At 65.3% G+C, this 20040-nt stretch carries 18 protein-coding genes; 17 read left to right on the forward strand and 1 reads right to left on the reverse strand.

All coding sequences use genetic code 11. The features are described from left to right. Positions 1-3: 3 nt before the first annotated feature. The 17 genes from nuoF (at position 4) to M2319_RS18245 (ending at position 18677) form a co-directional block, all read left to right on the forward strand. Positions 4-1308: an NADH-quinone oxidoreductase subunit NuoF gene (gene nuoF, locus M2319_RS18165; protein ID WP_264602879.1), complete on the forward strand. Its 1305-nt coding sequence runs from the start codon at positions 4-6 to the stop codon at positions 1306-1308. Positions 1309-1334: 26 nt separating this feature from the next. After that, positions 1335-3416: an NADH-quinone oxidoreductase subunit NuoG gene (gene nuoG, locus M2319_RS18170; protein ID WP_264602880.1), complete on the forward strand. Its 2082-nt coding sequence runs from the start codon at positions 1335-1337 to the stop codon at positions 3414-3416. A 9-nt stretch (positions 3417-3425) separates the two neighbouring features. Continuing rightward, on the forward strand, positions 3426-4496 hold the full coding sequence (nuoH, locus tag M2319_RS18175) for an NADH-quinone oxidoreductase subunit NuoH (protein ID WP_264602881.1): 1071 nt from the start codon (positions 3426-3428) through the stop codon (positions 4494-4496). A gap of 12 nt (positions 4497-4508) precedes the next feature. Then, on the forward strand, positions 4509-4751 hold the full coding sequence (locus M2319_RS18180; RefSeq protein ID WP_264602882.1) for a hypothetical protein: 243 nt from the start codon (positions 4509-4511) through the stop codon (positions 4749-4751). 46 nt (positions 4752-4797) lie between these two features. Further along, positions 4798-5286: an NADH-quinone oxidoreductase subunit NuoI gene (gene nuoI / locus M2319_RS18185; protein WP_111433422.1), complete on the forward strand. Its 489-nt coding sequence runs from the start codon at positions 4798-4800 to the stop codon at positions 5284-5286. Positions 5287-5363: 77 nt separating this feature from the next. After that, complete coding sequence (locus tag M2319_RS18190; RefSeq protein ID WP_264602883.1) at positions 5364-5975, forward strand: NADH-quinone oxidoreductase subunit J; 612 nt, start codon at positions 5364-5366, stop codon at positions 5973-5975. A gap of 33 nt (positions 5976-6008) precedes the next feature. Continuing rightward, complete coding sequence (nuoK, locus tag M2319_RS18195; RefSeq protein ID WP_264602884.1) at positions 6009-6317, forward strand: NADH-quinone oxidoreductase subunit NuoK; 309 nt, start codon at positions 6009-6011, stop codon at positions 6315-6317. Positions 6318-6323: 6 nt separating this feature from the next. Beyond that, the gene (gene nuoL, locus M2319_RS18200) at positions 6324-8264 is read left to right on the forward strand and encodes an NADH-quinone oxidoreductase subunit L (protein WP_264602885.1); all 1941 of its coding nucleotides are present in this window, start codon (positions 6324-6326) and stop codon (positions 8262-8264) included. Further along, on the forward strand, positions 8264-9778 hold the full coding sequence (locus tag M2319_RS18205; RefSeq protein WP_264602886.1) for an NADH-quinone oxidoreductase subunit M: 1515 nt from the start codon (positions 8264-8266) through the stop codon (positions 9776-9778). Before nuoL ends, M2319_RS18205 begins: the two co-directional genes overlap by 1 nt. 25 nt (positions 9779-9803) lie before the next feature. Then, complete coding sequence (nuoN, locus tag M2319_RS18210) at positions 9804-11246, forward strand: NADH-quinone oxidoreductase subunit NuoN (protein WP_264602887.1); 1443 nt, start codon at positions 9804-9806, stop codon at positions 11244-11246. Between the two features lie 6 nt (positions 11247-11252). Continuing rightward, positions 11253-12029 carry a biotin--[acetyl-CoA-carboxylase] ligase gene (locus M2319_RS18215; RefSeq protein WP_264602888.1) on the forward strand — a complete coding sequence of 259 codons (777 nt, stop codon included), beginning with the start codon at positions 11253-11255 and terminating at the stop codon, positions 12027-12029. Positions 12030-12042: 13 nt separating this feature from the next. Then, positions 12043-13707 (forward strand): ribonuclease J, encoded by a 1665-nt coding sequence (locus tag M2319_RS18220; protein WP_264602889.1) that lies wholly within the window; start codon positions 12043-12045, stop codon positions 13705-13707. Positions 13708-13958: 251 nt separating this feature from the next. Further along, positions 13959-14363 carry a methylmalonyl-CoA epimerase gene (gene mce / locus M2319_RS18225; RefSeq protein ID WP_111433448.1) on the forward strand — a complete coding sequence of 135 codons (405 nt, stop codon included), beginning with the start codon at positions 13959-13961 and terminating at the stop codon, positions 14361-14363. 6 nt (positions 14364-14369) lie between these two features. Then, positions 14370-14630, forward strand: a complete 261-nt coding sequence (locus M2319_RS18230; RefSeq protein WP_264602890.1) for a DUF1467 family protein — start codon at positions 14370-14372, stop codon at positions 14628-14630. A 700-nt stretch (positions 14631-15330) separates the two neighbouring features. Further along, positions 15331-16665: a proline--tRNA ligase gene (gene proS, locus M2319_RS18235; protein WP_264602891.1), complete on the forward strand. Its 1335-nt coding sequence runs from the start codon at positions 15331-15333 to the stop codon at positions 16663-16665. Positions 16666-16745: 80 nt separating this feature from the next. Then, a complete protein-coding gene (locus tag M2319_RS18240; RefSeq protein ID WP_264602901.1) occupies positions 16746-17969 on the forward strand; it encodes a lipoprotein-releasing ABC transporter permease subunit in 1224 nt (407 codons plus the stop codon). A gap of 3 nt (positions 17970-17972) precedes the next feature. After that, positions 17973-18677, forward strand: a complete 705-nt coding sequence (locus M2319_RS18245; protein WP_264602892.1) for an ABC transporter ATP-binding protein — start codon at positions 17973-17975, stop codon at positions 18675-18677. A gap of 25 nt (positions 18678-18702) precedes the next feature. On the opposite strand, the gene M2319_RS18250 is transcribed toward M2319_RS18245, so the two are convergent. Continuing rightward, positions 18703-19689, reverse strand: a complete 987-nt coding sequence (locus M2319_RS18250) for a sensor domain-containing diguanylate cyclase (protein WP_264602893.1) — start codon at positions 19687-19689, stop codon at positions 18703-18705. Positions 19690-20040 lie beyond the last annotated feature (351 nt).

Here is a 20040-nt window from a genome sequence, read left to right on the forward strand (position 1 = left end):
GCGATGCTGCAGGACAAGGACCGCATCTTCACCAACATCTACGGTGCCCACGACTGGGGCCTTGAGGGCGCCAAGAAGCGTGGCCAGTGGAGCGGCACCAAGGACATCGTTGCCCGCGGGCGCGACTGGATCATCGACCAGGTCAAGGCCTCGGGCCTGCGCGGCCGCGGCGGCGCCGGCTTCCCGACCGGCCTGAAATGGTCGTTCATGCCCAAGGAATCGGACGGGCGGCCAAGCTATCTGGTCGTCAACGCCGACGAATCGGAACCCGGCACCTGCAAGGACCGGGAGATCATGCGCCACGACCCGCACCATCTGGTCGAGGGCTGCCTGATCGCCGGTTTCGCCATGAACGCCCACACCGCCTTCATCTATGTGCGCGGCGAATTCATTCGCGAGCGCCAGAACCTGCAGGCGGCGGTCGACCAGGCCTATGACGCAGGGCTGATCGGCAAGAACAACGTCCATGGCTGGGACTTCGACATCGTCGTCCACCACGGCGCCGGCGCCTATATCTGCGGCGAGGAATCGGCGCTGCTGGAATCCCTGGAAGGCAAGAAGGGCCAGCCGCGCCTGAAGCCGCCGTTCCCGGCGGCCGTCGGCCTCTATGGCTGCCCGACCACCGTCAACAACGTGGAATCGATCGCCGCCGTGCCGACGATCCTGCGCCGTGGCGCCGACTGGTTCTCCGGCCTCGGCAAGCCCGGCAACACCGGCACCAAGCTCTTTTGCATCTCCGGCCACGTGGAGCGGCCGTGCACGGTGGAAGAGGAGATGGGCATCCCGCTGCGCGAGCTTCTTGAAAAGCACTGCGGCGGCGTGCGCGGCGGCTGGGACAATCTGCTGGCCGTCATTCCGGGCGGCTCGTCGGTGCCTTGTGTTCCCGCGAATATGTGCGATGACCTCGGCATGGACTTCGACTCGCTGAAGGCCGTGAAGTCGGGCCTCGGCACCGCCGCGGTGATCGTCATGGACAAGTCCACCGACATCATCAAGGCGATTGCCCGGCTCAGCTACTTCTACAAGCACGAGAGCTGCGGCCAGTGCACGCCGTGCCGCGAGGGCACCGGCTGGATGTGGCGGGTGATGGAGCGCATGGTCCGCGGCGAGGCGGAAAAGCGCGAGATCGACATGCTGATCGAGGTGTCGACCCAGATCGAGGGTCACACCATCTGCGCCCTCGGCGATGCCGCGGCCTGGCCGGTTCAGGGCCTGGTGCGCCATTTCCGGCACGTCATCGAGGCGCGGATCGACGAATACACCGCCCGGGCCACCCGTGAGGGCTCGGTGATGGTCGCTGCGGAATAGACGGGATAGAAGGCGGAATAGAAGACATGCCAAAAATCATCGTCGACGGAAACGAGATCGAGGTCCCGGCGGACTACACGCTGATGCAGGCGTGCGAGGCCGCGGACGTCGAGATTCCGCGGTTCTGCTTCCACGAGCGCCTGTCGGTCGCCGGCAACTGCCGGATGTGCCTGGTCGAGCTGAAGGGCGCGCCGAAGCCGGTCGCCTCGTGCTCCTGGCTGGTGCGCGATTGCCGGCCCGGCCCGAACGGCGAACTGCCGGAGGTCCGGACCAAGTCCGACGTCGCCCGGAAGGCGCGGCGCGGCGTCATGGAATTCCTGCTCATCAACCATCCGCTCGACTGCCCGATCTGCGACCAGGGCGGCGAATGCGACCTGCAGGACCAGGCGATGGCCTTCGGCGTCGACGGCTCGCGCTACCACGAGAACAAGCGCGCCGTGGAAGACAAATACATCGGCCCGCTGGTCAAGACGATCATGACGCGCTGCATCCACTGCACGCGCTGCGTCCGCTTCACCACGGAAATCGCCGGCGTCTCCGAACTCGGCCTGATCGGCCGCGGCGAGGACGCCGAGATCACCACCTATCTTGAGCGCGCCCTGACTTCCGAGATGCAGGGCAACGTCATCGACCTGTGCCCGGTCGGTGCGCTGACCGCGCGACCCTACGCCTTCCATGCAAGGCCGTGGGAACTGGTCAAGACCGAGTCGGTCGACGTCATGGACGGCGTCGGCTGCGCCATCCGCGTCGACACCCGCGGCCGCGAGGTCATGCGCATCCTGCCCCGTCTCAACGAGGCGGTGAACGAGGAGTGGATCTCCGACAAGACCCGCTTCATCTGGGACGGGCTGCGCACCCAGCGCCTCGACCGGCCCTACGTCAAGAAGGACGGCCGCCTGACCCCCGCCTCCTGGCAGGAGGCCTTCGCCGCCATCGCCGCCAAGGTGAAGGGAACCGACGCCAAGAAGATCGGCGCCATCTCCGGCGAACTGGCAAGCGCGGAAGAGATCTTTGCGCTGAAGGGCCTGATGACCGGCCTCGGCGTCGCCAACACCGACTGCCGCCCGGCCCATTCGCCGCTCGATCCGAAAAACGGCCGCGCCAGCTACCTCTTCAACAGCTCGATCGCCGGCATCGAGGATGCCGACGCGATCATGCTGATCGGCACCAACCCGCGCAAAGAGGCGCCGGTGCTGAATGCGCGTATCCGCAAGCGCTTCCTCCAGGGCGGTATCGAAATCGGCCTCGTCGGCGAACAGGCAGATCTCACCTATCCCGTCACCTATTGCGGCGCCGGGCCGGAGAGCATCCAGGCGCTCCTCGACGACAAGTCCTATGACGGCAAGGCCGAGCGGCCGATGGTCATCGTCGGCGAGGGCGCCCTCAACCGGCCGGACGGCGCGGCGATCCTGTCGCTGGCCGCCAAGTTCGCCGTTGCAAGAGGCGCGATCCGCGAGGACTGGAACGGCTTCAACGTCCTGCATTCGGCAGCCGCCACCGTCGGCGGCCTCGACGTCGGCTTCGTGCCGGGCGAGGGCGGCCTCACCACCGCCGGCATGGTCGACGCCGCCGGCAAGGGTGACCTCGACGTGCTCTTCCTGATGGGCGCCGACGAGATCGACATGCAGGCGCTCGGCAATGCCTTCGTCGTCTATATGGGCTCGCACGGCGATGCCGGCGCCCACCGCGCCGACGTCATTCTGCCTGGCGCCGCCTATACGGAAAAATCGGGCCTTTACGTCAACACCGAGGGCCGGGTCCAGCTTGGGCTCCGCGCCGCCTTCCCGCCGGGCGAGGCCCGCGAGGACTGGGCGATCCTGCGCGCCCTGTCCGCCGAACTCGGCGCCAGGCTGCCCTTCGATACGCTGGTGGCGCTCCGCGCCGCGCTCGTTGCCGCCCATCCGCATTTCGCGCTCGTCGACGAGATCGCGGAAAGCGACGCCAAGGCGGTCGAGGCGCTGGCCGGGGCGGGCGGCTCGCTCGACAGCGCGCCGTTCGAGCCCTGGATCGACGATTTCTACCTCACCAATCCGATCGCCCGCGCCTCCAAGGTGATGGCGGAATGTTCGGCGCTGGCCCACGGGCTGCAGGCCGAGGCGGCGGAATAGGAAGCGACGATGACGTTTTGGGACGGACTATATTACCTCCTCGGCGTGGGCATCTCGCCGTTCTTCATCGGCGTCGTCTGGCAGGGGCTGATCCTGATCGTCGTGCTCCTGGTCGCCATCGCTTACATCCTCTACGCCGACCGCAAGATCTGGGCGGCCGTGCAGCTTCGCCGCGGTCCCAACGTCGTCGGGCCCTGGGGCCTGTTCCAGTCCTTCGCCGACATGCTGAAATTCGTCTTCAAGGAGCCGGTCATCCCGGCGGCGTCCAACAAGACGATCTTCATTCTGGCGCCGCTGATCTCCGTGACGCTGGCGCTGGGTGCCTGGGCGGTGATCCCGGTGGCGGAGAACTGGGTCATCGCCGACATCAATGTCGGCATCCTCTACATCCTCGCCTTCTCCTCGCTCGGCGTCTACGGCATCATCATGGGCGGCTGGGCGTCGAACTCGAAATATCCGTTCCTGTCGGCGCTGCGCTCCGCCGCCCAGATGGTCTCCTACGAGGTCTCCATCGGCTTCGTCATCATCACGGTGCTCCTGTGCGCCGGCTCGCTGAACCTCACCGAGATCGTCAAGTCGCAGGAATCGGGCCTTGCCAACATGATCGGCCTGCCGTGGCTGTCGTTCCTCAACTGGTACTGGCTGCCGCTGCTGCCGATGTTCGTCATCTTCTTCATCTCCGCGCTCGCGGAGACGAACCGGCCGCCCTTCGACCTGGCCGAAGCGGAATCGGAACTCGTCGCCGGCTTCATGGTCGAGTACGGCTCGATCCTCTACATGATGTTCATGCTCGGCGAGTACGTCTCCATCTCGCTGATGTGCTCGCTGATGACGATCATGTTCCTCGGCGGCTGGGCCTCGCCCATCGACATCCCGCCCTTCACCTGGGTCCCGGGCGTCATCTGGTTCACGATCAAGGCCTGCGCCGTCTTCTTCATGTTCGCCATGGTCAAGGCGATGGTCCCGCGCTACCGCTACGACCAGCTCATGCGCCTCGGCTGGAAGGTGTTCCTGCCGCTGTCGCTGGCCGCCGTCTTCGTCGTCGCCCTGGTGCTGCAACTGACCGGGTGGGCATCGTGAGGAGCGTGACCAATGCCGTTTTCACTTGCCGGACTGGTCGGCGCCCTGGTGGGGCTCGGAGTGGGCTGGCTCGACTGGCGGATGCTCTCCGGCATCCTCAGGGCGCGCCACGTGCAGAAATCGATGGCGATGCCGAAGGACGAGGCGGGACGGGCCGAAAAGCGGCTGAACGGCATCCTTGCCGCCATTTTCGTCCTCTGTTTCATCGGAATTCCCCTCGTCGGGTACTGGACGGGGGTTGCCATCGGCGGCTGACCGTTATGTTGAGTGGTATGGATCACCGCCAGGAAAGGATTGTGCGATGAGGCTTGATCGTGCCGCCAAATCGCTGCTGCTGCTGGAGTTCGTTTCGGCGTTCTTCCTGGCGATGCGCTATTTCTTCAAGCCGAAGGCAACGCTGAACTACCCCTTCGAGAAGGGGCCGCTGTCGCCGCGCTTCCGCGGCGAGCATGCGCTGAGGCGTTACCCGAACGGCGAGGAACGCTGCATCGCCTGCAAGCTGTGCGAGGCCGTCTGCCCGGCCCAGGCCATCACCATCGAGGCCGGGCCGCGCGGCAACGACGGATCGCGCCGCACCACCCGCTACGACATCGACATGGTGAAATGCATCTATTGCGGCTTCTGCCAGGAAGCCTGCCCGGTGGATGCCATCGTCGAGGGACCGAACTTCGAATTTGCCACCGAGACGCGCGAGGAGCTGCTCTACGACAAGCAGAAGCTGCTCGACAATGGCGACCGCTGGGAACGCGAAATCTCACGCAGTCTGAGGGACGACGCGCCCTACAGATAAGGCGCTCAATTTGATAACACCGGCGGGCGCCGCCCATCTGCGGCGTTCCTCACCGGACCAACGGGGATCTAATCGGAATGCTCCTGCAGGCGATCTTCTTCTACCTGTTCGCCGCGATCAGCGTGGCCGCCGCCGTGATGGTGATTTCGTCCCGTAATCCCGTCCACTCGGTGCTGTTCCTGATCCTGACCTTCTTCAGCGCGGCGGGCCTGTTCATCATGCTCGGCGCCGAGTTCCTGGCGATGATCCTGATCGTCGTCTATGTCGGCGCGGTGGCGGTGCTGTTCCTGTTCGTCGTCATGATGCTCGACGTCGACTTCGTCGAGCTGCGCCAGGGCTTCCTGCAGTACCTGCCGGTCGGCGGGCTGATCGGGCTGATCCTGCTGGTCGAGCTGATCGCGGTGCTGACCTGGTCGACCATGTCGCCAGAGCTGACGGCGACCGCCCAGGTGCCGATCCCGCCGGCGGGCGAGGTCTCCAACATCGAGGCGATCGGCCGGCTCCTTTACACCCGCTACATCTATTTCTTCCAGACCGCGGGCCTGATCCTCTTGGTCGCCATGGTCGGCGCCATCGTGCTGACCCTGCGCCACAAGGAGGGCGTCCGGCGCCAGAATGTCGCCGACCAGGTCTATCGCGATCCCAAGACCGTCAAGCTGCACAAGGTCGAGTCCGGCAAGGGCATCTAGGGCGCAAAAAGGAACGTTTGAGGCAAGACAACAATGGAAATCGGGCTGTCCCACTACCTGTCGGTCGCGGCGATCCTTTTCACGATCGGTGTTTTCGGCATCTTCCTGAACCGCAAGAACGTCATCGTCATTCTGATGTCGGTCGAGCTGGTGCTCCTCGCCGTCAACATCAACTTCGTCGCCTTTTCCGCCTTCCTCGGCGACCTGGTCGGCCAGATCTTCGTGCTCCTGATCCTCACGGTCGCGGCCGCCGAAGCGGCGATCGGACTTGCCATCCTTGTGGTTTTCTACCGCAACCGCGGCTCCATCGCGGTTGAAGACATCAACATGATGAAGGGCTAGGCGGAGATGTATTCAGCCATCGTCTTCCTGCCGCTGCTTGGCTTCCTGATCGCCGGCCTGTTCGGCCGCATCATCGGAGACAAGGCGTCGGAATATATCACCAGCGGCCTTCTCGTCGTCTCCTGCCTGTTGTCGTGGATCGCCTTCTTTGCCGTCGGCTACGGCGACGGGCCGGTCGAGCAGGTGCCGATCGCGACCTGGATCACGTCGGGCGCGCTCACCATCGACTGGTCGCTCAGGATCGACACGCTGACCGTCGTCATGCTGGTCGTCGTCACCACCGTCTCGGCGCTGGTTCACATCTATTCCATCGGCTACATGCACCACGACCCGTCGCGGGCACGGTTCTTCGCCTATCTGTCGCTGTTCACCTTCGCCATGCTGATGCTGGTGACCTCCGACAATCTGTTGCAGATGTTCTTCGGCTGGGAGGGCGTCGGCCTCGCCTCCTACCTCCTGATCGGCTTCTGGTACCAGAAGCCCTCGGCCAACGCCGCGGCCATGAAGGCCTTCATCGTCAACCGCGTCGGCGACTTCGGCTTCTCGCTCGGCATCTTCGCGCTGTTCGCGCTGACCGGCTCGATCGGCCTCGATGCGGTCTTTGCCGCCGCCGGTGACCTGTCCGAGACGACCTTCCTGTTCCTGTCCTGGGACGTGAACGCGCTCACCGTCATCTGCCTGCTCCTGTTCATGGGCGCCATGGGCAAGTCGGCCCAGTTCCTGCTGCACACCTGGCTGCCCGACGCTATGGAGGGCCCGACCCCGGTCTCGGCCCTGATCCACGCCGCGACCATGGTCACCGCTGGCGTCTTCATGGTGGCGCGGCTGTCGCCGCTGTTCGAAGTCTCGCACACCGCGCTCGCCGTCGTCGTCATCATCGGCGCGACCACAGCGTTCTTTGCCGCCACCGTCGGCCTCGTCCAGAACGACATCAAGCGCGTGATCGCCTATTCGACCTGCTCGCAGCTCGGCTACATGTTCGTCGCGCTGGGCGTCGGCGCCTACGGGGCGGGCATCTTCCACCTCTTCACCCACGCCTTCTTCAAGGCGCTGCTGTTCCTGTCCGCCGGCTCGGTTATCCATGCCGTTTCCGACGAGCAGGACATGCGCAAGATGGGCGGCCTCAGGAACCACATCCCGGTCACCTTCTGGATGATGATCATCGGCACCCTGGCGCTCACCGGCTTCCCGCTGACCGCCGGCTTCTTCTCCAAGGACGCGATCATCGAATCCGCCTTCGTCGGCCATGGCGCGGCCGCCGAATACGCCTTCTGGCTGGTGGTGATCGCCGCGCTCTTCACCTCGTTCTATTCCTGGCGGCTGATCTTCATGACCTTCTTCGGCAAGCCTCGTGCTTCCGCTGAGGTAATGGGCCACGTCCACGAGTCGCCGCGGGTGATGACCGTGCCGCTGATGGTGCTGGCGCTCGGCGCACTCGCCGCCGGCATCCTGTTTTCCGGCAGCTTTATCGGCGAGGGCTACGGCGAATTCTGGAAGACGGCGCTGTTCGTCTCGGAGGAAAACCACGTCCTTCACGAGATGCACAACGTCCCGCTCTGGGTGAAGCTCGCGCCCTTCGTGATGATGGTCGCCGGCTTCGTCGTCGCCTTCTACTTCTACATCATGTCGCCGGAGACGCCGAAGAAGCTGGCAAAGCAGCACGACGGCCTCTACCAGTTCCTGCTCAACAAGTGGTACTTCGACGAGCTCTACGACGTCCTGTTCGTGCGCTCGGCCAAATGGCTCGGCCGGTTCCTGTGGAAGCAGGGTGACGGCAGGGTCATCGACGGCTACGGGCCGGACGGCGTCTCGGCCCGGGTGCTGCAGGCCACCGGCTGGGTGGTCCGACTGCAGACCGGCTATCTCTATCACTATGCATTCGCGATCCTGATCGGCGTCGCCGCGCTGATCACCTGGGCAATGTTCACCGGCGGAGGGGCACACTAATGGGCGACTGGCCACTGCTCACAATTGTCACCTTCCTGCCGCTGATCGGCGTTCTGGCGATCCTGACGGTCCAGGACGACGACGCGGTCGCCCGGCAGAACATCCGCCGCGCGGCGCTGTTCGCCACGTCGATGACGTTCCTCGTCTCGCTGCTGATCTGGGCCTCGTTCGATCCCTCCGATCCCGGCTTCCAGATGGTCGAGAAGCGCGACTGGCTCGGCGGCGCGATGTCCTATCACGTCGGCGTCGACGGCATTTCCATGCTGTTCGTCATCCTCACCACCTTCCTGATGCCGTTCTGCATCCTGGCGAGCTGGAAGTCGGTGGAGGACCGGGTCAAGGAATACATGATCGCCTTCCTGGTGCTGGAGACGCTGATGATCGGCGTCTTCACGGCGCTCGACCTCGTCATCTTCTACGTCTTCTTCGAAGGCGGCCTGATCCCGATGTTCCTGATCATCGGCGTGTGGGGCGGCAAGCGGCGCATCTACGCCAGCTTCAAGTTCTTCCTCTACACGCTGCTCGGCTCGGTGCTGATGCTGCTCGCCATCATGGCCATGTACTGGCAGGCCGGCACCACGGACATCACGGTCCTGCTCGACCACAATTTCCCGGCCGGCATGCAGACCTGGCTATGGCTTGCATTCTTCGCCTCCTTCGCAGTGAAAATGCCGATGTGGCCGGTCCACACCTGGCTGCCGGACGCCCACGTGGAGGCGCCGACGGCCGGCTCGGTGATCCTTGCCGCCATCCTCCTGAAGATGGGCGGCTACGGCTTCATCCGGTTCTCGCTGCCGATGTTCCCGCTCGCCTCGGAGATGTTCGCGCCCTTCGTCTTCGCGCTCTCCGTCGTCGCCATCATCTACACCTCGCTGGTGGCGCTGATGCAGGAGGACATCAAGAAGCTGATCGCCTATTCGTCCGTCGCCCATATGGGCTTCGTCACCATGGGCATCTTCACCATGACGACCCAGGGCGTGCAGGGCGGCATCTTCCAGATGCTCTCCCACGGCATCGTCTCCGGCGCCCTGTTCCTGTGCGTCGGCGTCATCTACGACCGCATGCACACCCGCGAGATCGCCGCCTATGGCGGGCTCGTCAACCGCATGCCCTGGTATGCCGTCGCCTTCATGGTGTTCACGCTGGCCAATGTCGGGCTGCCCGGCACCAGCGGCTTCGTCGGCGAGTTCCTGACGCTGGTCGCGGCCTTCAAGGTCAACACCTGGGTCGCGTTCCTCGCCACCTTCGGCGTCATCCTGTCGGCCTGCTACGCGCTCTGGCTCTATCGCCGGGTCGTCTTCGGCACCCTCGACAAGGAGAGCCTGAAGTCGATCCTCGACCTCAGCACGCGGGAAAAGGCGATCCTCATCCCGCTGATCGTCCTCACCATCCTGTTCGGCTTCTACCCGATGCCGATCCTCGACGTGACGGCGGCCTCGGTCGACCAGCTCATCACCAAGGTGGAGGCGGCGACGGCCGCCGCCCAGCAAACCGCCCTGATCGTCGGCAACTGATTTAGGCCCGGCACGAGAGACGCCCATGCAGACCGAACTTTACATGCTCCCCGATCTGGCGCCGGTTCTCCCGGAGCTGCTTCTGGCGATCGGCGCGCTGGTCCTCGTCCTCATCGGCGCCGTCGCCGGCGAGCGCGCCACCTCCATCGTCACCGGCATCAGCGCCGCGCTCCTCATCGTCGCCGGCATCGTGCTGGTCACCGTCACGCCGGACGGCGCCAGCTTCCACGGCGCCTTCGTGCTCGACGCCTTCGGCCGCTATATGAAGCTCCTGGCGCTGATCGGCTCCACCTTCGCCATCGTCATGTCGGTGGGCTACGCCAGGGCCGAACGCTTCGAGCGCTTCGAGTACCCGATCCTCATCGTGCTCGCGACCCTCGGCATGATGCTGATGATCTCCGCGACCGACCTGATCTCGGTCTATCTCGGCCTGGAACTGCAGAGCCTGGCGCTCTATGTCGTTGCTGCGATCAACCGGGATTCCGCCAAGGCGACGGAAGCGGGCCTGAAATATTTCGTCCTCGGCGCCCTGTCGTCCGGCATGCTGCTCTACGGCGCGTCGCTGGTCTACGGCTTCACCGGGCATACCTCGTTTGAAGGCATCGCCCAGGCGATCGCCGGCGAGGGCCGCTCGCTCGGCCTCGTCTTCGGTCTGGTCTTCATGCTCGCCGGTTTTGCCTTCAAGGTCTCGGCCGTGCCGTTCCACATGTGGACGCCGGACGTCTATGAGGGCGCGCCGACGCCGGTTACCGCCTTCTTTGCCGCGGCCCCGAAGATCGCCGCCATGGCGCTGTTTGTCCGCGTCGTCTTCACCGCGTTCGAGCCGGTCGCGGCCGACTGGCAGCAGATCGTCTCCTTCATCGCGATCCTGTCGATGGTGCTCGGCGCCTTTGCCGCCATCGGCCAGACCAACATCAAGCGGCTGATGGCCTATTCCTCCATCGGCCACATGGGCTATGCGCTGGTTGGCCTCGCCGCCGGCTCCAAGGCCGGCGTCCAGGGCGTCATCATCTATGTCTCGATCTACCTGGCGATGACGCTGGGCGCCTTCGCCTGCATTCTCGCCATGCGCCGGCGCGAGGGCATGGTGGAGGACATCAACGAGCTGGCCGGCCTCGGCCGCACAAGGCCGATGATGGCGTTCCTGTTCGCCATGATCCTGTTCTCGCTCGCCGGCATTCCGCCGCTTGCAGGCTTCTTCGCCAAGTTCTACGTCTTCCTCGCCGCCATCGAGGCCAACCTCTACGCGCTCGCCGTCATCGGCGTGCTGGCCAGCGTCGTCGGCGCCTATTACTACCTGCGCATCGTCAAGATCATGTATTTCGACGAGCCGTCCGAGGCGTTCGAGCCGATGTATGGCGAGCTGAAGGTGGTGCTGGGGGCGAGTGGCGTCTTCGTCATCTTCTTCTTCCTCTTCGCCGGGCCCATGGTCGGCGTCGCGGAAACCGCAGCGCGGGCGCTGTTCTGACGCCCGATGCCGCAGCATAAGGAGACCAGCTCGGGGATCCGGCGCGACCATCGCGCGCTGGTCGACTCGACCAACGCGGCAGCGCTCGCCGAGGCCCGCAAGGGCTGGCGCGCGCCGCTCTGGGTCACCGCCGACCGCCAGGAAGTCGGCCGCGGCCGCCAGGGCCGCCACTGGGTGTCCGAACCCGGCAACCTCTACGCTTCGCTGCTCCTCATCGATCCGGCGCCGCCCCACGCGCTGCCGCAGCTCGGCCTCGTCGCCGCCGTCGCGCTTGCCCGCGCCATCGAGGCCGCCGGACCGCTGTCCGAACCCGTCGGCCTCAAATGGCCGAACGATGCCATCGTCGCCGGCAAGAAGCTCTCCGGCATGCTGCTGGAAGCGGAGGTCCTCGACGACCACAAAACGGCGACCGTCATCGGCATCGGCGTCAACGTCGTCTCCGCGCCGGAGGGGCTCGCCTATCCGACCACCTCGACAGCCTCTCTCGGCGGCGTTGCCGACCCGGAAGTGCTGTTCGCCGCCCTCGACGTCACCCTTGCCGATGCTCTTTCCGAATGGGCCCGCGGCGAAGGCTTTGCCGACATCCGCCGCCACTGGCTGGAGCGCGCCGTCGGCCTCGGCGGACCGCTGAAGGTGCGCCTCGGCGATCGGATGATCACCGGCACGTTCAGGGACCTCGACACCCACGGCCACCTGATCCTGGAAACGGAAGACGGAACGTCGTCGACGATCGCCGCCGGCGACGTCTTCTTCCCCGACTGGCCGTCCGGCGACGATCGCTGAGGACGGACCGCTGATGGCAGACGACAACGAACTGGTCTTCCTTCCGCTCGGCGGCGTCGGCGAAATCGGCATGAACATGGCGCTCTACGGCTATGGCCCGCCCGACGAGCGCATCTGGATGATGGTCGACTGCGGCATCACCTTCGCCCATGAGAGCCTGCCCGGCGTCGATGTCGTCTTTCCCGATACGCGCTTCATCGAGGAGGAGCGGGCGAACCTTGCCGGCATCGTCCTGACCCACGCCCATGAGGACCACTACGGCGCCGTGCTGGAACTCTGGCCGCGGCTGGAAAAGCAGGTGTTCGCGACCCGCTTCACCGCCGGGCTGCTCGCCGCCAAGGCCGAAGGCATGCAAGGGGCGCCAAAGGTTCCGGTGACGGTGGTGGGGCAGGGCGATCGCGTCACGGTCGGCCCCTTCGAGGTCGAATATGTGGCGCTCTCCCATTCCATTCCCGAGCCGAATGCACTCGCCATCCGCACCCCGCTCGGCACCGTCCTCCATTCCGGCGACTGGAAAATCGATGCCGAGCCCGGCGTCGGCAAGGCGATCGACCTGCCGCGGCTCGCCGAGATCGGCCGGGAAGGGGTCCGCGCCCTCATCTGCGATTCCACCAATGCGCTGCGGGAAGGGCGCAGCCGCAGCGAGGCGGAGGTGGCAAAGGCCCTGAAGGACGTCGTTGCCGCCGCTCCCGCGCGCGTCGCGGTGACGCTGTTCTCTTCCAACGTCGCCCGCATCCGCGCCGTCGGCGAGGCGGCCCGCGCGGCCGGCCGCAGCGTCGTCGTCGTCGGCCGCTCGCTCTGGCGGATGATCGATGTGGCCAAGGAATGCGGCTATCTCGGTGACCTGACGTTCCTGGAGGAGGAGGCCTATAAGGACCTGCCGCGCCAGAACGTCGTGCTGCTTTGCACCGGCTCGCAGGGCGAGAACCGCGCCGCGCTCGCCCGCATCGCCGGCGGCGACCACCGGAATATCGACCTCACGAAGGGCGACACGGTGATCTTTTCCTCGCGCACCATTCCCGGCAACGAGCGCGCCGTGAACACGGTCATCAACCAGCTCTGCGACAAGGGCGTGACCATCGTCACCGACCGCGAGGCGCCGATCCACACCTCCGGCCATCCGTGCCGCGATGAGCTCCGCGAACTCTACGGGCTCCTGAAGCCCGAGGTCGCCGTGCCGGTCCATGGCGAGGCGCTGCACCTGACACGCCATGCGGAGCTCGCCCGCTCCCTCGGCGTCGGCGAGGTGATGCTTGCGGAAAACGGCAAGATGGTCCGCCTCGCGCCGGGGCCGGCGGAGATCGTCGACGAGGCGCCGGCCGGCGTCCTCTACCGGGACGGCAACCTGATCGTCGACCCGGACGAAAGCGGCGTGCGCGAGCGGCGCAAGCTCTCCTTTGCCGGTGCCGTCTTCGTCTCGCTGCTGCTCGATACCAAGGGCAATATCATCGCCGATCCCGAGGTCGCCGTCATTGGCCTGCCGGACACCGACGACGTCGGCGAGCCGTTCGATGCCATCGTCGTCGATGCCGTGGAGAACGCCATCCACAGCATCCCGCGCTCGCGCCGGCGCGATCCCGACCTCGTCGGCGAGGCCGCCCGCCGGGCCGCCCGCGCCGCCGTGCTGGAGCGCTGGGGCAAGAAAACCCACGTCGTCGTCATGGCCAGCGTCGTTTGAGGCACAAGTAGTCGGACCGGATGCGACGCCGTCAGGCGTCGCAAGCCCGCCTCAAGTCGGGTCTTGCCCGACTTGCGGAGTTTGGGTGTTCAACGCGGAAATATCCGCGTTGAATGCGCCGGCGCCAGTGCGCCGAAAAGCCTGCGTGGCGTCTGAACGCACGGATAGACTCCACCGATCGGAGCATTTGCGGAGCGGGGCGGATGCACTAGAACGATGGAAACGGTGGAAACGATGAGGAGTTGAAGGACATGATCGGACGTCTGAACCATGTGGCGATCGCCGTTTCCGACATCGATGCGGCGACCGCGGTCTATCGCGATACGCTCGGCGGTACGGTGTCGGACAAGGTGCCGCAGCCGGACCACGGCGTCACCACGGTCTTCGTGGAGCTTCCGAACACCAAGATCGAGCTGCTGGAGCCCCTCGGCGAGGGCTCGCCGATCCAGAACTTCCTCGACCGCAACCCGACCGGCGGCATCCATCACCTGTGCTACGAGGTCGACGACATCATCGCCGCCCGCGACCATTTGAAGGCCGAAGGCGCGCGCGTCCTCGGCAACGGCGATCCGAAGATCGGCGCCCACGGCAAGCGGGTGCTGTTCCTCCACCCCAAGGACTTCTGCGGCACCCTTGTCGAGCTGGAAGAAGCCTGATCGGCGATGTCGATCTGGAGCGCGCTCGCGATCTATTTCATCATCTGGTGGGTGGTGCTGTTCGCCGTCCTGCCCTGGGGCGTACGCACCCAGGCGGAGGAGGACGACATCGCGCCCGGCACGGCGCCGAGCGCGCCGGCCCGCCCGATGCTGATCCGCAAGTTTCTAGCCACGACGGTCGTTGCCGGAGTGATTTTCGCCGGCCTTTACGCCCTTTGGGCAGCCGGCTACCGAATCGACGACATCCCGATGCCTGGTCCGCGATAGGACTCAGAAGGGGTATGCCAGGCTCCGGTACGGGGCTTCGCTGCGTCCGCACGATGCGACCCGTCTGATCCCGATTTCAAACCCGCCGACGGCGGATGCGTTCCGCAAATGCGCATCTGCCAGGCCGGGCAGGGTGCCCGGACGCACACCTCGTCCCGCCCGCACGTGCCGTGGCTACGTCGCGGGAATAACTACGGTGTTGAAAGATAAATGACTTTTTTGGTGGCAGGGACGGCGCGCTTGCGAGAGGCATCGGCAGCAAAAAAATAAGCAAGGCCTTGTGAGCCTTGCTTACCAGAGTTACGCGTCTAAACTCCCGTAGCTCTTTTACAGGAAATCAGGGATCTCCTGCGTTTGAGCGGCTGCGACCCTGAGGTGCGCCAGGGAGTCCTTCCTCCCAAGACTCAGACCGCGATGCCTCGTTAGGATCATCCACTTAGAGCGGCGATCCCTTGTATTTATCCTATAAGAGTAACCCATCGAAATCGGTTTGTCATCATTTTGTGCACCTGTCGCCGCAAATTTGATCATATTTTCTGGGAGAGGTGCCGGCCGTCTCGGGAAAAGGTTAATTTCCGCAGCTTCAGGATCCGGCGCGACGGCGCGCCTCTGTGCAAGGGCTTGTAATTTCCACCCGCATCCGGTTTGACTTCCCACGCGTTTTCCAAACGCCCGATTCCCGAATAAGCGAGCTCCTCCCATGCGATTGTCCCGGTATTTCCTGCCGATTTTGAAAGAGACCCCGAAAGAGGCGGAGATCGTTTCGCACCGTTTGATGCTGCGCGCGGGCATGATGCGTCAGCAAGCCGCGGGCATCTATTCCTGGCTGCCGCTCGGCCTGAAGGTGCTCAGGAAGATCGAGGGCATCGTGCGCGAGGAGCAGAACCGCGCCGGCGCGCTGGAAATGCTGATGCCGACCGTGCAGCCGGCGGATCTGTGGATCGAAAGCGGCCGCTACGACGATTACGGCAAGGAGATGCTGCGCATCCGCGACCGGCACGATCGCTCCATGCTCTACGGCCCGACGAACGAGGAGATGATCACCGAGATCTTCCGCTCCTATGTGCGCTCGTTCCGCGACCTGCCGCTCAACCTCTACCACATCCAGTGGAAGTTCCGCGACGAGGTGCGCCCGCGCTTCGGCGTCATGCGCGGCCGCGAATTCTTCATGAAGGACGCCTATTCCTTCGACCTCGACATGGAGAGCGCCCGGCGCGCCTACCACCGCATGTTCGTGGCGTATCTCAGGACCTTCGCCCGCCTCGGCATGCAGGCGATCCCGATGAAGGCGGATTCCGGCCCGATCGGCGGCGACATGAGCCACGAGTTCATTGTCCTTGCCTCGACCGGCGAGAGCGGCGTCTTCTGCCACAAGGACCTTCTCGACATGCCGGTGCCGGGCGAGGACGTCGACTTCGACAGCGACCTGTCACCGATCGTCGATGCCTGGACCTCGCTCTACGCCGCCACCGACGAAAAGCACGACGAGGCGGCCTTTGCCGCCGTGCCCGAGGACCGGCGCATCGCCGCCCGCGGCATCGAGGTCGGCCACATCTTCTATTTCGGCACCAAATATTCCGATCCCATGAACGCCAAGGTGACGACGGCCGACGGCCAGAACGTCCCCGTTCATATGGGCTCCTACGGCATCGGCGTATCGCGCCTCGTCGGCGCCATCATTGAGGCGAGCCACGACGACAACGGCATCATCTGGCCGGCGTCCGTCGCCCCGTTCGATGCCGCCGTCGTCAACCTGAAGCAGGGCGACGACGCCACCGATGCCATGTGCGAGCGCCTCTATGGCGAGATGCGCAATGCCGGATTCGATGCGCTCTATGACGACACCGACCAGCGCGCCGGCGCCAAGTTCGCCACCATGGATCTCATCGGCGTTCCCTGGCAGGTCGTCGTCGGGCCGAAGGGACTGGCGTCCGGCGAGGTGGAGCTGAAGAACCGGGCGACCGGCGAGCGCGTCTCGCTGACGCCGGAGGCCGCTATGAACCGCCTTGAAGCGGAGGCAAGGGGCGCATCGTGACGGAAACCGGCGCCACCGCCGCCACTGAAGCCGCTGCCGCGCCGCCGGGCGCCACGCGCCCCTTTGCGGCCTTTGAGTGGATGCTGGCCTGGCGCTATCTGCGCGCCCGCCGCCGCGAGGCGTTCATCTCCGTCATCGCCGGCTTTTCCTTCTTTGGCATCATGCTGGGCGTCGCCACCCTGATCATCGTCATGGCGGTGATGAACGGGTTCCGCACCGAACTCCTCGACAAGATCCTCGGCGTCAACGGCCATTTCCTCGTCCAGCCGATCGACGGTGAACTGACCGACTATGCCGACGTCACCGCCCGGCTCGACATGGTCGACGGGGTGGTCTTTTCCATGCCCTATGTGGAGGGCCAGGCGCTCGTCTCCGGCCCCGCCGGCGCCTTCGGCGCGCTGGTCCGCGGCGTGCGCCAGGTCGATCTGGAACGGCTGCCGCTCGTCGGCGGCACGGTGATCGCCGGCTCGCTGGAGAATTTCGACACTGGCAAGGGCATTGCCGTCGGCGCCCGGCTCGCCCGCTCCATGGGCGTTGCCGTCGGCGACCAGGTGACCATCGTCACCCCGCGCGGCAACGCCACACCGCTCGGCGTCACGCCGCGGGTCAAGGCCTATCCCGTCGCCGCCGTCTTCGAGGTCGGCATGTCGGAATACGACAACACCCTCGTCTTCATGCCGTTCGCCCAGGCCCAGCTCTACTTCAACCAGGAGGGCCGGGCGACCGCGATCGACATCTTCGTCGACGACCCGGACGCCGTCGGCGAGATGCGCCCGACCGTGGAAAAGGCGGCCGGCCGGCCGACCTTCATCGTCGACTGGCGCCAGCGCAACACCACCTTCTTTTCCGCCCTTGAGGTGGAGCGCAACGTGATGTTCCTGATCCTGACGCTGATCGTGCTCGTTGCCGCGCTCAACATCATCTCCGGCCTCATCATGCTGGTGAAGGACAAGGGCAGCGACATCGCCATCCTGCGCACGATGGGCGCCACCAGAGGCGCCATCATGCGCGTCTTCTTCATCACAGGCGCGGCCATCGGCACGCTCGGCACGCTCGCCGGCTTCCTGCTCGGCGTCGTCGTCTGCGCCAACATCGAATCGATCCGCCAGTTCACCGCCTGGCTGACCAGCACGGAGCTGTTCTCGCCGGAGCTCTATTTCCTCGCCGAGATGCCGGCCGACATGGACAATGGCGAGACGGTCACGGTCGTCGTCATGGCGCTGGTGCTCTGCTTCCTGGCAACCCTCTATCCGGCCTGGCGCGCCGCCCGCCTCGATCCCGTCGAAGCGCTTCGCTACGAGTAGGCGATGACCGACACAGCCCCCTTTGCCGACCGGCCGCCGACCTTGCAGCTTTCCGGCGTTCAGCGCACCTATCGCGAAGGCGAGGGGCGGCTCGACGTCCTCACCGGGGCCGACCTTGAGATCGCCGCCGGCGAACTGGTCGCGCTGGTCGCCCCGTCCGGCGCCGGCAAGTCGACGCTTCTGCACATCGCCGGTCTTCTGGAGCGGCCCGACGAGGGCGAGGTCTATATCAACGGCACCGCCTGCGGCTCCTTGCGCGATGCCGACCGCACCCGCATCCGCCGCCTCGACATCGGCTTCGTCTACCAGTTTCACCATCTGCTGCCGGAGTTCACGGCGGTCGAGAATCTCGTCCTGCCGCAGATGATCTGCGGCCTGTCGCGCGCCGAAGCGGCGACCCGGGCCGAACAGCTTCTCGCCTATATGCGGCTGAAGGATCGCGGCGACCATCGTCCGGCCGAGCTTTCCGGCGGCGAGCGCCAGCGGGTGGCGATCGCCCGCGCGGTCGTCAATGCGCCGCGGCTGGTGCTGGCCGATGAGCCGACCGGCAACCTCGACCCGCGCACCTCGGCCCATGTCTTCGACGCGCTGGCCGCCCTTGTCCGTGCCACCGGCCTTGCCGCGTTGATCGCCACCCATAACCTGGAGCTCGCCGGCCGCATGGACCGGCGCATCACGCTCCAGGAGGGAAGGGTGGTCGAGATCTAGTCCTGGGCAGTGTGGCCGGCGGGGCCTATCCCGTTGCCGCCCGTGTCGGCGCCAGCAGCATGGTGCTGACGACCCGGTTCCGGCCCTCGCTCTTGGCCTTGTAGAGCGCATTGTCGGCGGCCATCAGGAGGCCTTCCGGCGTGCACATCGTGCCGCCGCTGCGGGCGAGCACCGTGGCCACCCCGATGCTGGCGGTAACCAAGCCTTTGCCGGACGTATTGTCCTCGTTCGGCAGGCCCAGATCCTCGATCGCCTTGCGCACATGCTCGGCGACCGCGATGGCGTCGGCGGAGCCCGTGTCCGGCAGGATCACGGCAAGTTCCTCGCCGCCATAGCGCGCCGCAAGATCGCGCCGCCGCCGCGCCCCGGCCTTGACCAGCGTCGCCGAAACGGTCCGCAGGCAGTCGTCGCCGACCTGGTGGCCGTAGCGATCGTTGAGGCCCTTGAACCGGTCGAGGTCGAGCAGCAGCAGCGACAGCTGGCTGCCCGAGCGCAGCGCATTCCGCCAGGACCCTTCCAGCGCCTCGTCGAAGGAGCGCCGGTTGGCGAGGCCCGTCAGGACGTCGGTCGCGGCGAGCTGGCGCACCTCCTGCTCTTCAAGCTTCTCGCAGGTCACGTCGCGCAGCGTCAGGACGATGTTGAGTTCCTTGCCGGCGCCGGCGTCCTTGATGACGTGGGCGCAGCCGTCCAGCCATTTCAGGGTTCCGTCCTTGGCAACGGTCCGGAACGTCTTGCGGGAGCTGGAAATCTCTCCCCTCAGGATCCGTTCGCCGCGGTCCACCAGCCAGAACATTTCGTCTTTCACGGCGAGGCGTTCCGGGTGTTCCCGCATCTCTTCCGGCGTCCATCCGAGGACCGCAGTAACCGAGGGCGAGACGTAAATCAATCTGTGGTCGCTGCCAACCTGGACAACAATATCCATGCTCGACTCGACCAATGCGCGAAAATCGACGGAAGACCGATGTCGTAAAAAACGCCTCAATACTTCCGAGAAATTGGCGAGAGGGTGCATTTACGGTTGTCCTCGGCACGTTTGACTGAAAGTTTCTAGCGAGTCGTGGCCGAAAAAACGGTTAACGTCCGCGGCAACCGAAACCCGAAATGGCCCGAACCTTGGGTTTTCGAATAGCTCAAAGAAACGTGATCCGCCGTGCCGCCATGGGCGGCGAGGGAGACGAGGAGGTTTCGACCCACCCTGCGCCGGTTGATCCCGGCCACGGCCCCGCGCATCCGACATAAGGATTCAAACTGAGACACGACCCCGGACGGGGTAGTGTCTCAGTTTGAAAATCAATGAGCTTGACGTCTCTTCCGACCTTGCCCACCTCTAGTGAGCATGCTTTTCGCTAAGCATGTCGATTTG

The organism is Rhodobium gokarnense (assembly GCF_025961475.1).
GTDB lineage: Bacteria > Pseudomonadota > Alphaproteobacteria > Rhizobiales > Rhodobiaceae > Rhodobium > Rhodobium gokarnense.

What these genes read in the sequence shown, in the direction of transcription:
- nuoF (WP_264602879.1), top strand. Translation starts at nt 4, where the DNA reads ATGCTGCAGGACAAGGACCGCATCTTCACCAACATCTACGGTGCCCAC.
- nuoG (WP_264602880.1), top strand. Translation starts at nt 1,335, where the DNA reads ATGCCAAAAATCATCGTCGACGGAAACGAGATCGAGGTCCCGGCGGAC.
- nuoH (WP_264602881.1), top strand. Translation starts at nt 3,426, where the DNA reads ATGACGTTTTGGGACGGACTATATTACCTCCTCGGCGTGGGCATCTCG.
- M2319_RS18180 (WP_264602882.1), top strand. Translation starts at nt 4,509, where the DNA reads ATGCCGTTTTCACTTGCCGGACTGGTCGGCGCCCTGGTGGGGCTCGGA.
- nuoI (WP_111433422.1), top strand. Translation starts at nt 4,798, where the DNA reads ATGAGGCTTGATCGTGCCGCCAAATCGCTGCTGCTGCTGGAGTTCGTT.
- M2319_RS18190 (WP_264602883.1), top strand. Translation starts at nt 5,364, where the DNA reads ATGCTCCTGCAGGCGATCTTCTTCTACCTGTTCGCCGCGATCAGCGTG.
- nuoK (WP_264602884.1), top strand. Translation starts at nt 6,009, where the DNA reads ATGGAAATCGGGCTGTCCCACTACCTGTCGGTCGCGGCGATCCTTTTC.
- nuoL (WP_264602885.1), top strand. Translation starts at nt 6,324, where the DNA reads ATGTATTCAGCCATCGTCTTCCTGCCGCTGCTTGGCTTCCTGATCGCC.
- M2319_RS18205 (WP_264602886.1), top strand. Translation starts at nt 8,264, where the DNA reads ATGGGCGACTGGCCACTGCTCACAATTGTCACCTTCCTGCCGCTGATC.
- nuoN (WP_264602887.1), top strand. Translation starts at nt 9,804, where the DNA reads ATGCAGACCGAACTTTACATGCTCCCCGATCTGGCGCCGGTTCTCCCG.
- M2319_RS18215 (WP_264602888.1), top strand. Translation starts at nt 11,253, where the DNA reads ATGCCGCAGCATAAGGAGACCAGCTCGGGGATCCGGCGCGACCATCGC.
- M2319_RS18220 (WP_264602889.1), top strand. Translation starts at nt 12,043, where the DNA reads ATGGCAGACGACAACGAACTGGTCTTCCTTCCGCTCGGCGGCGTCGGC.
- mce (WP_111433448.1), top strand. Translation starts at nt 13,959, where the DNA reads ATGATCGGACGTCTGAACCATGTGGCGATCGCCGTTTCCGACATCGAT.
- M2319_RS18230 (WP_264602890.1), top strand. Translation starts at nt 14,370, where the DNA reads ATGTCGATCTGGAGCGCGCTCGCGATCTATTTCATCATCTGGTGGGTG.
- proS (WP_264602891.1), top strand. Translation starts at nt 15,331, where the DNA reads ATGCGATTGTCCCGGTATTTCCTGCCGATTTTGAAAGAGACCCCGAAA.
- M2319_RS18240 (WP_264602901.1), top strand. Translation starts at nt 16,746, where the DNA reads ATGCTGGCCTGGCGCTATCTGCGCGCCCGCCGCCGCGAGGCGTTCATC.
- M2319_RS18245 (WP_264602892.1), top strand. Translation starts at nt 17,973, where the DNA reads ATGACCGACACAGCCCCCTTTGCCGACCGGCCGCCGACCTTGCAGCTT.
- M2319_RS18250 (WP_264602893.1), bottom strand. Translation starts at nt 19,689, where the DNA reads ATGCACCCTCTCGCCAATTTCTCGGAAGTATTGAGGCGTTTTTTACGA.